Annotated in this window: 10 protein-coding genes; 2 read left to right on the top strand and 8 right to left on the bottom strand. The window is 67.7% G+C overall.

The genetic code is table 11. From position 1 onward, the window contains the following. Positions 1-7: 7 nt before the first annotated feature. On the bottom strand, positions 8-1189 hold the full coding sequence (locus BM115_RS10345) for a helix-turn-helix transcriptional regulator (RefSeq protein WP_092294323.1): 1182 nt from the start codon (positions 1187-1189) through the stop codon (positions 8-10). Positions 1190-1509: 320 nt separating this feature from the next. After that, the gene (locus tag BM115_RS10340) at positions 1510-3870 is read right to left on the bottom strand and encodes a mechanosensitive ion channel family protein (RefSeq protein WP_092293367.1); all 2361 of its coding nucleotides are present in this window, start codon (positions 3868-3870) and stop codon (positions 1510-1512) included. 278 nt (positions 3871-4148) lie between these two features. Here BM115_RS10340 and BM115_RS10335 point away from each other — a divergent pair, with 278 nt between their 5' ends. Further along, a complete protein-coding gene (locus BM115_RS10335) occupies positions 4149-4367 on the top strand; it encodes a hypothetical protein (protein WP_092293365.1) in 219 nt (72 codons plus the stop codon). A 69-nt stretch (positions 4368-4436) separates the two neighbouring features. Here BM115_RS10335 and BM115_RS10330 read toward each other — a convergent pair whose 3' ends face one another. Further along, positions 4437-6608 carry an alpha/beta hydrolase domain-containing protein gene (locus BM115_RS10330; RefSeq protein WP_092293363.1) on the bottom strand — a complete coding sequence of 724 codons (2172 nt, stop codon included), beginning with the start codon at positions 6606-6608 and terminating at the stop codon, positions 4437-4439. Between the two features lie 243 nt (positions 6609-6851). On the opposite strand from BM115_RS10330, the gene BM115_RS10325 reads away from it, so the two are divergent. Continuing rightward, the gene (locus BM115_RS10325) at positions 6852-7478 is read left to right on the top strand and encodes a LysE family translocator (protein WP_092293361.1); all 627 of its coding nucleotides are present in this window, start codon (positions 6852-6854) and stop codon (positions 7476-7478) included. A 23-nt stretch (positions 7479-7501) separates the two neighbouring features. Here BM115_RS10325 and BM115_RS10320 read toward each other — a convergent pair whose 3' ends face one another. The 5 genes from BM115_RS10320 to BM115_RS10300 form a co-directional block, all read right to left on the bottom strand. Beyond that, entirely contained in the window at positions 7502-8176 is a 675-nt protein-coding gene (locus BM115_RS10320) for a histidine phosphatase family protein (protein ID WP_092293359.1), read from the bottom strand. A gap of 140 nt (positions 8177-8316) precedes the next feature. Then, the gene (locus tag BM115_RS10315; RefSeq protein ID WP_092293357.1) at positions 8317-9315 is read right to left on the bottom strand and encodes a Bug family tripartite tricarboxylate transporter substrate binding protein; all 999 of its coding nucleotides are present in this window, start codon (positions 9313-9315) and stop codon (positions 8317-8319) included. Between the two features lie 148 nt (positions 9316-9463). After that, positions 9464-10144, bottom strand: a complete 681-nt coding sequence (locus BM115_RS10310) for a TetR/AcrR family transcriptional regulator (RefSeq protein ID WP_092293355.1) — start codon at positions 10142-10144, stop codon at positions 9464-9466. A gap of 80 nt (positions 10145-10224) precedes the next feature. After that, positions 10225-10635: a hypothetical protein gene (locus tag BM115_RS10305; protein ID WP_092293353.1), complete on the bottom strand. Its 411-nt coding sequence runs from the start codon at positions 10633-10635 to the stop codon at positions 10225-10227. Positions 10636-10752: 117 nt separating this feature from the next. After that, positions 10753-12345 (bottom strand): 3'-5' exonuclease family protein, encoded by a 1593-nt coding sequence (locus BM115_RS10300; RefSeq protein ID WP_177219891.1) that lies wholly within the window; start codon positions 12343-12345, stop codon positions 10753-10755. Positions 12346-12475 lie beyond the last annotated feature (130 nt).

Below are 12475 nucleotides of genomic sequence, written 5' to 3'. Positions count from 1 at the left end.
GAGGGGGTTATCGCAGCTTGGCCGCCCTCGGCCGGGCTGTCGACGACGCCCCGGCCCGGTCCAGATCCACGCCCGGCAGCAGGTGCAGCAGCCGCACCAGTTCCGACTGGCGGTGCGTGCCGGTCTTGCGCAGCGTGTCGCGGATATGCACGCGCACGGTGTGGGGCGACAGGAACTCGCGCTCGGCGATCTCGTTCAGCGTCTCGCCGGCGGCGAGGCGGATGGCGATGATGCTTTCCTTCTTCGACAGGCCGAACAGCGACGTCAGCACGGCGGCGTCCAGCACCGAGCGGGACTCGGAATTGCCCAGCAGCATCATGGCCGCCGGCAGTTGCCACGGGCCTTCGACCGGCTGGCGCGAGACCAACGGCATGACGATGATCGGCACGGGCTGGCCGCCCGACGTGATGTGCATCCAGGATCCCGCCGCGGCGCCGCCGTTGCGGCCGCCATGGACGGCGGCCTGGAGCAGGTCGCGCAGCACGCCTTGCAGGGATTCCGGCCGCGCGCGCAGCAGGCCGTTGTCGAGCGCCAGGTTGGCGTCGGCCTGTACCAGCGATTCGGCCCAGCTGTTGGCGTAGCGCACGCGCATGTCCGCCTGGAGCACCATCACGCCGAAGTCGAGGGTATCGAGGCCGGCCAGTCCCAGCGAAGCCAGGCCGCTCAGCTCGAAATTGCGGTGCTGCATGCGGGCGGCGCGAGCCCAGTGGGGCATTACCTGCGCCAGGCGGCGCTCGCGGTGGTCGGCGGGCATGAAGTCATCGCAGCCGCCGGGTGTGGCGCTCATCAGCACGCAGACTTCGGAGGTGTCGAAGAGCCGCACGCCCCGGGCGAGGCCCATGCAGTCATAGCCGCCGCCGGCCGCCACGGGTTTTGTCAGCAGTTGGGTGTCGGCACCGGATGCCATGGCGACCGATGCCGGTACGGCGTCTGCGCTGGCGAAGTGTCCCGGGAGGGCGCGCATGCTGTCCGGCATGGTGCCGACGCTGGTGTAGCAGCCGTTCGGCGTCACGCCCAGGCGTGCCTGGCCTGCGAGCTTGTCCCAGATCAGGTAGCGCGGGCTGCCGGTGCAGGTGTAGCGGGAAAAGAGGTCGAGCGCCTCTGGCATGGCCGCCACGTCCATGGCGGATTCATAGATGCTATCGACCAGACGATGGAAGACATCGTCGGCAGACGGGTGTTCGCCCATTTTCATTTCCCCCGGTGGCAAACGCCTTTTCCTCAGGACCACTGCGGCGAGGCGTGGTCCCCTGTTTTATGTTTGGATACTGCCGGCCGGGGGTTGGCCGGCCGTCACGACGATGATCCCGCACAAGCCTTGTATCGGGCCATCCCGCCTTGGGAGGGAGCCGGCAAGGGCGCGGTCCCGGCCAATCTGGCGCGGGCTCGCGTGATAGTAATGCGCGGCCCCTGTTATTTGAAGCATTCCTGGCGAATGTTCCGGCTTTGCATTGCACAAAAGCGACAACTTTGTGACGGCTGGGGACAATGCTGCACAACCGGAGGGCATTAGGCCGATTTCCCGGCAGTCCGCGTGACGAGTCCGACGCCCGGCGGGGTGGCCTCCGCGCCAGGCTTGCCGCCGGCGCTGTCCAGGCTGATCCCCCCGCCATCCACGCGCACGGTCAGTTGTGGCGCGGCCATGCGGATGCCGGCTTCGTCGAAATTTCGCTTCAGCCGCATGTTGAAGCCCCGCGTGATCTCGGCCTGCATCAGCGGCCTGGTCTTGAACTGCGCCAGCACGACGATGCCGTTGGGGTCGAAGCGGTCGAGCCCCAGGATATCCAGCCCCGAGAGCAGGTTGCGGCTGTAGCGGTGGTCGCGGGCCAGTTCGGCGCCGGTCGCCCGGATCACCTCGGTGGCGCGGTCGATGTCGCTCTCATAGCCCACCGCGATGCTGAACACGGCGAACGCATAGCCGCGCGACAGGTTCTTCACCGCCTTGATCTGGCTGTACGGCAGCGTGTGCAGGGCGCCCTTGCCGTCGCGCAGCTTCACCGTGCGGATGGTCATGCCTTCCACCACGCCGGCGTGGTCGGGTAGCTCGATCGAATCGCCAATGGCAATCGAATCCTCGATCACGATGAACAGGCCGGTAATCAGGTCCTGCACCAGGCTCTGGGCGCCGAAGCCGATGGCCAGGCCGACCACCCCGGCGCCCGCCAGCAGCGGCGTGACATTGACGCCGAGATTGGCCAGCACCGCGATCATCGCAATGACCAGCAGCCCCACGAACGACGCGTTGCGCACCAGCGGCAGGATGGTCTTGGCGCGCAGGCTCGGCTGCTGGCCGCGCCCGTGGCCCGGCGTCAGCGTCTGGGTAATGGCGGTGTCGATCAGCAGCCAGACCAGCCACGCCAGCAGCACCACGCCGACCACGCTGAGGATCGATTCGGTGATGTGCCGGCCCAGCGTGGTCGAGTCGGCCAGGCGGATGATCGACGAATTCCAGACGCGCGCCACCAGTTCGACGAACGCCATCCAGATGATGACGCGCACCAGCGCGATGCCGAAGCGGGCAAAACGCTGGATATAGGCCGAGCGCCGGCGGTCCCGCAGGCGCGGCGCGCGGACCGTGGCCTTGGGCGAGCGGCCCGCCACGAGCGTCAGCAGCAGCGCCGCCACGAACAGCGCCACCGTGACCACGGCGCGGCGCAGGAACTCGTCGGCATGCCCGGTAGCCATGATGGTGCCGACCACGGAGGACAGCACCACGGCCAGCATCGGCAGATACCAGGCATGCCCGGCCAGGCGCAGCAGGTCCACGATGGCCGGGTGGGCCTGCCGGAATGCCAGCGGGCGCAGCGAGATCAACTGGCCGACGGGGCGGCGGAAACGCACCGCAAAGACGGCAATCAGGATGGCGGCGAGGATGTTGGCGAGGGTGCCGACGAGCGCGGCGAGATTGACGCCCAGCGCGGTCACGATGCGGGGGTCGGTACTGGCCTCGCCCAGCGCGGCGAGCGCGCCGGTCACGAAGAGCAGCCATGGCGAGTGCTTGAGCAGGTCTCGTATGGCGTTTGATCGGTGCGCGGAGTGGAACAGCGCGAAGATCACCTGGCACGTGGCAGACATGATCGCGCCGGCCACGATCGCATACGCCACCATCACGCCGCCCATGCTGGCCGGCGTACGGCCGTAGACCTTGTACGCGAGCAGCACGGTCATCGCGAATGCCACGACCCACGGCCCGATCCGGCGCAGAAAATAGATGCCGACATCCATCCACGACGGCACGGAGGGCAGGTGGGCCGGCTGCGCGGGCCGCAGGCGGTTCCGGTGGATGCGCCGCGACAGCTCCCAAAGCAGCCAGCCGGTCAGCGCCCAGCCGGCGAGGATGGTGGCGAACTCGCGCACGGACATGAACGCCGGGCGGGTGTCGCGGACCGTCAGCGCCTCGCGCCATTCCTCCCCGGCGAACTGGATGCGCCAGCCCCAGTAGTGCCACGCGCCGTGGTCCTTGCGCGGGGCCTTGTCGATTTCCTCGAGGGCCTTGGCAACGGCGCCGATCAGCCCGGGCGAGGGCGAAGGCGCGGATGCGGCCGTTGCCGCCACGTCCGAGGCCGCAGCGGGGGCCGAGGCGCCGCCCGCCGCCACGCCGCGCCGCAGTGCCTGCAACTGGCTAACCAGATTCTGGCGCTCGACGTCGTTCTGCAGCGTGGAAATGACTTGATCCAGCGACTGGGCGAGCGCCGCGCTGGCGGGCGCGGCTGCGGGTGCCGAGGCCGGCGGCGGGGCCGCCTTCTTCTGACTCAGCGCGAGCGCGGCCAGCGGGCCGCCGACGGCATGGGCAGCCAGCGGCAGCATGCACGCAACAAGCACGAAGCAAAGCCAGGCCAGCCAGTCAGGACGATGCGGGATACGGGGCATGAAAGGGGCGCAGCGGCAAGAGCCTTCGGCCGCATGGGGGGCGAAAAGACAGGATCGCGCCACTGTAGCGCATCGCCCGTGCCGATGCGCTATCGGGCCGGCCGGACGGGATCGACGGAAATTCAAAAAAACTGAATGACTGATTGGAACTTCATCCCCGTATCGGTCACATCGAAGGTCTAATATTCAACCCATGGACGGCGAACACGAGCCAAAGCAAACGAAGTCACCGCCCAAAAGACATTCAAATTCACTTAATGACATACCGGAGAGAAATCATGACCAAGACCACCGCCCTCAAGATCGCCGCTTCCCTGATCGTTTCGCTGGCCACCGTCGGCGCCGCCCAGGCTGGCACCGTGCCCGCCGATCAGTATGGCTACCAGTTCCGCACCGGCGTGCCGGCAGACCAATATGGATATGGCTTCCGCACGCACGACACCTTCACCGATGGCGCCCGCAGCTTCGATCCGTTCCTGGATGGCGCCCGCGGCTGATGGTTGATGCCCGATTGTTGGAGAAAAAGGCGCCGTGCCTCTCGCACGGCGCCTTTTCTTTTGTGGACGTCAGGGCAGCACTGGCTGGGCCACCGCCCGCGCGATGATCGCGTCCGCATCGCGTTGCAACAGGAACCGCTGCGTCACGAGGTCGTTGGCTGCCGCCGTCACCGCGGCCACATAGCCGGCCTGGTCCGTGTACAGCGACTCGAGCGAGGGCCGTCCGTCACCGGCCGAGACGCGCGCCGCCTCGGTCTTGTGGAAGGGGAGGAAGGACCCGGTCAGGTTGGACAGATCCACGATGCCCGGCGTGGCGACATAGTTGAACTCGACGCTGGTGCCCAGCGGCGCGCGCGCCTCCACGCTGTGGATGCCCGCCTTGGGGATGCCCGTCGAGGGGTCCACCTGCGGCACGAGGATCGCGTAGTCGCGGTTCAGGTACGCCGGCGGCAGCACCGTGGCGATCCCGGACTCGTCCTCGCGCCGGTACTGCGGGCCGAAGTCGAGCAACGGATAGCCGTTGTAGCGCGCCAGGTACTGGAAGTCAGGCACCGCCGTCTGCACGCCGCTCACGGCCCACGTCACGCCCTTCATGACGGGGAAGGCCACGTCGGCTGGGCGCACCAGCGAGCCATCGGCCAGCGCCGGCACCTGGCTGGCAGGCGGCGTGGTGCCGCGCACGACCCAGTCCTCGAGATCGATGAACAGCGCACGGAAGGTGTCGTTGTGCTGGATCACCGTGCCGGCCGGGTAGACATTACGGGTGGGCGCGAAGCTGATGCTGGCCGTGCCGCCCGCCCCGCCGTGCTGGGCGCCCGTGTAGTAATAGATACGGGCGTTGTCCGGCTGCTTCAGGTCGGCGAAGCCGTTGGCGTCGGTCAGCACCGGCGAGCCCTGCAACTGCCAGAACTCGGTGCCGGACAGGCCGAGGAAGAACTTCGGGCAGGTGTTCGACGCCGAGCAGCGCGCCATCACGCCGCCCTTGGTGCCCGAGATATCGTCCACGTAGTCCTTGTCGAGGCCGCGCGGCGCGGTCTGGCCGAACGCCGAGTGGTCGGTACGCAGGCCGCCACCGCCGCCCGGCACGGCGAAGCGCGTGTTGATGTTGGTCTGGCGGGCCGCCACGTGGGCGTAGATGCCGTCGAAGACCTTCGAGCCGTCGAGCGCCTGGTTGAAGCCCAGGTGCAGGAAGGTTTTCATCGCATTGCCGGACTGCGACGTCCCCTGGCCCAGCGCGTGGGTGATGCGACCCGCCACCGGGTTCGGCGTGCCGGCGCCGTCCGCGGCCTTGCTGCGGAAGAAGCTCACGGTGTCCCGCAGCGCGGCCAGCCCCACGCCCATCACCTTCGGGTCCTTCGCCACGTACACGAGTTCATAGAGGTACTTCGGATCGAAGCCGCCGCGCAGGCAGATGCTGGCCGGGTCGGGCTTGCCGGGGAACGCGTTGGCGCTGGCGTCGCACGTGGCGAATTTCCAGTCGCTGGCGGGAATTGCCACGCGCGCATCGGTCTCATTGACGCGCCGCGTCAGCGAGTAGCCGGGCTGGGTGTTGTCGAGGCTGGCCGGCGCGTAGGGGATCATCGTGCCGTTGAATACGCCGCCGGGCAGCGTCATCGCCGGCGCGGCCGCGCCCGGCACCAGTTCGGTCCGATAGGTGCCGGTGATCGCGGTGCCATCGGCATTCTTCGCCACCGGCACCGTCACGGTCAGCCGTGCCGGGCTCGATTTCGGTACATCGCCCTGCCAGGCCGAGTACAGCAGCACGTAGCCGCGCTCCAGGTAGACGGCATCGCTCGGGCTCGCGGCGGGGTTGACCATGGTCAGGATATTGCCGCGATTGGGCGCGTCGTAGCGCAGCACGCCGCTGGCCTTGCTCATGTCCTTGGGCTTGAGCATGACGAAGTCGGCCGAGTACTCGACCATGCCGTTCGCGTTGACGGGCGCCAGCGCCAGGTCCTGGATGATGGCGTTCTTCGGGTCTTTCGGGTCGACCTCGCCGCTGAGGGTGCCCGTCAGTTGCTCGTACTGGCCCACGCTGCCGTAGCTGCCCGCGAAGTCCTGCGTGCCGGTGATCTTGAGCGTCTGCGTGGGCGCATGCGTCTGGGGCGTGCCACCGCCACCACCGCCGCCACTGCTCCCGCCGCCGTTGTTGTCGTCGCTGCCACCGCAGGCCGTCAACATGGCCATGGCGCCCGTCAGGGCGAGCGCTACCGCGTGCCGCATCGGTGCACGTGCTTGCATCGTCTGTCTCCTCGTTGTCGTTCGGGATTGCTTGCGCGGCAGCCCTCAAGGATGGGATTGCCCCGCGCGGTCGCCGCCCGTTCGTGCGCACCGCTGTCGAAGTGAAAGCAGTGTAGGAGTGACCGATTAAGCTGATAAATTGATTGTTTGGATGAATTGATCGAGGATGTGGATGGATAGTCAGGCCCCACGCGCCGCGCGGTGTTCCGCTACCATGGCGCTCTCAATGCACGGAGAACACCGATGCCGTCGATCGACACCCTGCTGACATTCCTCGGGATTGCCGTCCTGCTGAGCCTGGCGCCCGGCCCCGACAACATCTTCGTGCTGCTCCAGTCGGCCATGCATGGCACGCGCGCCGGGCTGACCGTGGTGCTTGGGCTCTGCACCGGACTGCTCGTGCACACGGCGGTGGTGGCGGTGGGGCTGGCCGCGCTGCTGGCGGCATCGGCGATGGCCTTTACGGTCCTCAAGGTCGCCGGGGCGCTCTATCTGGTCTGGCTGGCGTGGCAGGCGTTCCGCGCACCGGTGGGGGAGATGTCACCGCAACATGCCGATGCCAATCCGCCCCGCCGCATGTACTGGCGCGGCGTGGTGATGAACCTCACCAATCCGAAGGTCGTGATCTTCTTCCTGGCCTTCCTGCCGCAGTTCGTGGTGGCCGAGCGCGGGCACGTGGCGCTGCAGCTGATGGTGCTCGGCTTCGTGTTCATCCTCGCCACGCTGCTGGTCTTCGGCGCGATTGCGTGGTTCTCGGGCGTGTTTGGCCGTGTGCTGATGCGCTCGGCCCGCGTGCAGCGGGCGATGAACTGGTTTGCCGGCACGGTGTTTCTCGCGCTGGCGGGGCGCCTCGCGCTGTCGCAGCGCTGAGGCGGTAGCCTGAGGCGGGCGCCTCAGGCGAACGTGATGGCCTTGCGGCGCTCGGCGTGCTCGAGGTGCGGCACGTTGTTGAAGCTCAGCAGCCGCTGCGTGCCGCGTCCCACGATCAGCTCGCAGAAACCGGTATTGCGGAACTGCAGGTTCAGTTCAATGGCGGTCTGCGTCGGCGCGCCGAGCAGGTCGGCCACCGCGCGGCCGATGGCGCCGCCCGAGCTGACCACGAGCAGCGCATCCTCGCGCGCCGCGCCCTCGGTGGCGTGCGTCAGCGCGGACTGCATGCGCGCGCCGAAATCAGTCCAGGTCTCCGGCATGCCGGTCAACGTGTCCTGCGTCCAGGCCGCGAACGCCGCACGGAACGTGCGCCAGTAGTCCTGGTAGTCGCCGTTCTGATGGGCGCGATGATCGCCGCCCTTGGTGAAACTGCGATACAGCGCCTCGCCATCGTATTCATTGAGGCCGGGATGGGACACCACGGCGGTATCGGTCGCCCCCATGCCGGCGAGGATCTCGGTGGCCGTGTCCTGCTGGCGCACCAGCGAGCCGGCCACCACGCGCCGGAAGCTGACGCCCCGGTCGCGGAAATACTCGCCCAGCCAGCGCGCCTGCTGGCGGCCCACGTCGGACAGGCAATCATAGTTGGCGGCCCCGAACGAGGCTTGTCCGTGACGGACCAGGAATAGCGTTGCCATGGGAAGGGGGCGTCTCGCGCCGGAAAATCATCGTGAGACGGATTCTAGAAGCCTGCCTCCCGCCCGCAAAGCAAGCTGCTCCGGAATTCATACCGGCCATCTCCGCGCTGCATTGTCCGGCGCGGAGAGGGCGGCCCGGGTCAGTCCAGCGTCACTCCGGTGTCGGCGGCCAGCTTCAGGATCACCGGCAGGTAGGCCATGTAGGCGCGCTGCGCTTCCGCCGGGGAGCTGCCGATGGGCTCGAGACCCATCTCGTCGATCTTCGCCTGGAACTCGGGCGACTTGACCAGCGCCACGACCTCGCGGCCCAGTTTCTCGACGATGGCTTCGGGCGTCTTGGCGGGCGCCATCAGCGTGGTCGGCCCGACGATCTTGTACGCCTCATCGCCATAGCCCGCTTCGGCGAACGTCGGCACATCGGGCATCCCGCGGGCGCGCGTGGTGCCGGACACTGCCAGTGCCCGCAGCTTGCCGGTGGCAACGTACTGCCGCAGCGTGGTCACGGAACTGATCGTCATGTTGACCTGCCCGGCGAGGAGGTCGGTGACCAGCGGGCCTTCGCCGCGATACGGCACGTGGAGGATATCCACGCCGTAGGTCTTGTCCATATAAGCCTGGATGGTGTGCGGCAAGGTGCCGGGGCCCCACGAGCCCATCCGCAGCTTGCCCGGCGACTGCTGCGCGTAGGCCAGCAGCTCCTTGACGGTCTTCGCGGGCACCGTCGGGTTGACCGTCAGCACGGTGCGCGCCATGGCGATGTCCGAGAGTGGCCGCAGATCGGTGCGCGGGTCATAGGGCAGCTTCTTATATAGCGCGATGTTGGACGTGATCGGCCCGGGAATCGTCATCAGCAGCGTGTAGCCGTCCGGGGCGGACTTGGCGACGAAATCCGTGCCGATGATGCCGCCCGCGCCGCCCTTGTTCTCCACGACCACGGTCTGGCCCAGGCGCTTGGACAGCCCGTCGGCCACCTGGCGCGCCATCGTGTCGGTCAGCCCACCAGCGGGATACGGCACGATCAGGCGAATCGGTTTGGTCGGGTAGTCACCCTGCGCATGCGTGGCCAGTGAAACCAGCCCGAGCATGACGCCGGCAACGCGCGCGGCCAGTCTCCTGCGTGACGCGATGGAATGCTTCATGGTGTTGTCTCCACGTTATATCCGGCCTGAAAACAGGCGGCGCCGCTATGTTGCGGCGAGATCGGATGGCCCCATTGGGAGCGGGGCCGTCCGGAAAAAGCGGGGGAACTGGGGGTGAAGCGAGGTGTGGCGGTAGGGCGGGGGGCGCTCAGAGGTCCAGGTAGCTCGCCACCATGCGCGTGAGTTCCACGGGTAGCCGTTCATCGGCGAGCGTGAGCGGGCCGGGGTCGTTCAGCACCGCGTTGACGATCATGCCGAAGACCACCTGCATGGCAAAGCGCACGCGCTGCTCGGCTTCTTCTGGCGGGCCGGGCAGGCGCGGTACCAGCAGCGCCACGAGCCGGTCGACGATTTCCTGGCCGTTCTTCTGATGCGGCAGCCACTCCTCAGGGCGCGTGGTGGCGTGCTTGAGTGATGCGCGAATCACGCCCCGGTTATTGTGGCAGCCGGTCAGCAGGAAGCGCATTGTCTTCTCGACGATCTGGCGCGGCGGCGTCTCGGCCCAGCGCCCTTCGTTCAGGTAGCGCGCAACGGAGGCGTCGGTCTCTTCCATCACGAGCGTGCGCAGGGCATCGAAGAACGCCATCTTGTCGCGGAAGCGACCGTAGAAGGCGCCCACGGACACCTGGCAGGCCGCCGCGATCTGCGCCACCGAGACGGAGGCGAAGTCGCGCTGCGCGAGCAACTCGCGGCCGGCGGTCAGCAGCGCCTGTTCCGTTTCCTTGGCGCGGCGCTGGCGGGGTGGCTGGAGAATCGAGGGGGTATCGATGCGGGGGAAGGCTGTGGACGAAGACGTGCTATTCGTCACACTCGGAAAGGATGCTTGCATGGCGGATTCCGTATTCGAATTCGGATTCGGTTCTATGTCCGCACATTATGGTTTCGTATACCGCAGCGTCAAATTGGGGTTTACGATCCGGACGTTTTGCGGGGCAGGCCTGCGCACTGGCCGACCAGCGTCTGCACGCAGCAGGCATTACCGCTCCACTCCCCGCCGGTGACCTTGCCGTTGGCGGCGGCCAGCAGCTTGCGCTGACATCGTGCCGTGGAGGCAGGTGGCTCAAGCTGCGCATCGCGCGGGCCGCTGCCGGGCGGGTGCGCCGTCGGCAGTTCGTCGACCCATATATAGGCGGTGCCGGCCGGCGTGCTCTGCACGGACTGCGGCGGCCCCCACTGAGCCTGCACCTGCTCGACAGGCGCGCCCTGCCAGGATGCGAAGATCCGATGCATGGCGCCGCCATCGACGCTGGTGCAGCCAATGGTCACGCCGGCCGCGCAGAGCACGGCGGCGGCAAACGGAAGGCGGGGCAACGCGGGCATGGCGGCTCCATCTAGGTAGCGAACCCTCCTCGGCAGACTAGCCGAGCGGGCGCCCGGCTGGCAACGCCACTATGCGCGCCGCCGCACATTGCCTGCCGACCCCGATCCCGACTCCGATCAGGCGAACAGGGTGAGGGTTTGTGTATCCGATGAACGCTCGGTTGTCCGGGCGGGGCGTTTGATCGACGGAGCGCGGCTGGGCGCCGGCGGCTCCGGTGGCGTCAGCGCAAACGGTCGGGACGCCGCGAGCGGCACCGCCGAGGCGCGCAGGGCGTCCAGGCGCGGCGCGAGGATCTGGTAGGTATCGACATCGAACCGGGCCGGCGCGGCGAGCAGGGCAGCCGCCGCGTCGAGGTCCGTCACGGACCCGAGATAGCACCAGTTCTCCAGCACGTGCCATGGCTGTTGGGGCTGATCCGATTCCCGCCACGCCACCGCGCCGGCGAATGGCCACGGCTGCAATGCCAGCGTGGCGATGGCGGCCATCGTCCGCTCCCGATGCGCCGCGCGCGATTCGTCGCCCGTGCAGGCGCCCGCACAGCGATGCAACTGTCGCGCGAAACACGGGTTGCCGCGCCGGTGCGTGGGTTCGAGCATCAGCGTGGTCAGACAGAGCGTGTGTTCCTCCGCCAACTCCCGCAGCCGGGCCTGGGCTGCGGCGCGGCTGCCGAACGCGCCATAGAGATTGGCATGGCGGCTGAAATCCACGTGCCGGTCCGAGCGCAGGCGCGGCACGGGCAGGCCATCGGGGATCTCCCACGAGAACAGTTCGCTGTTCTGGCGCAGCAACTGGTTGTGCAGTGGCTGCAGAGACTTGACCAACTGCGCCTCCATCAGCAGCGCGCCGACTTCGCCGCCGGTCTCGTGCCACGCCACGCGCCGCACGCCTCGCGCCAGGCGCATCTCCTTCTCATGGCGATGGTCGCCCGAGAAATGGCTTTTGATGCGCTGACGCAGGTGAATGCTCTTGCCAACGTAGAGCGGCGCGTCTTCGTCGCCATAGAACAGGTAGACGCCGGGACGATCGGGTACCTCGTCGAGCGCGGTCTCGGACAGGCCGGCCGGGAGGCTCGCCTGCTTCACCAGCGACTTGACGGCCGATTCCACCAGATCCACGGTATAGAGACCATGGAGCTTCTGCCAGAACTGCCAGAGTAGTTCGGCGTCCGCCAGCGCGCGGTGACGGCCCTTGGGCGTCAGGCCGAAGCGGGCGATCAGCGCGTCCAGGCCATGGCGCTCCACCGACGGGAACAGCGCGCGCGACAGTCGCACGGTGCAAAGCACGTCGGCGCGGAAGGTGATGCCAGCGCGCCGGAACGCATTCTTCAGGAAGCCGTAGTCGAAGCGCGCGTTGTGGGCCACGAAGAGGCGGCCTTGCAGCCGCTCTGCCAGCGACTCGGCAATCGACTCGAACGTGGGTTTGCCGCGCACCATCTCTTCAGTAATGCCGGTCATGCCCTGGATGAAAGACGGGATGCTGGCCTGTGGGTCCAGCAGCGTGTCCCATTCCTGGATGCCGTCCGGGCCGACTTCGACCACGCCGATCTCGGTAATGCGGTCACGCTGGGCATCGGCGCCCGTGGTTTCCAGGTCGACGAATACGATCGGCCGCGCGAGGGCGGTGGCGAGCGCGTGCGCATCGAGGGCGCCGGCGTCGCGGCTCGCGAGGCGTTCGGGCACGTAGGTCATCAGGTCAGGCGGTGTCGTCATGGGGCGATTCTACTGCGCCCGAAAATTCTTTTGCGAAACCCCTTGCCAGCCTGCGTTGGCTCCCTTAATATTCGCCCCCTCGCAACACAAACCGCGCTGCAAACGCAGCAGCGACAAGGGTTGCGGGGTT

It is taken from the genome of Cupriavidus sp. OV096, from assembly GCF_900115455.1.
Lineage (GTDB): Bacteria > Pseudomonadota > Gammaproteobacteria > Burkholderiales > Burkholderiaceae > Cupriavidus.
The sequence above is the reverse complement of the archived record's forward strand: the minus strand, read 5'-3'. Positions and strand labels throughout refer to the sequence as shown.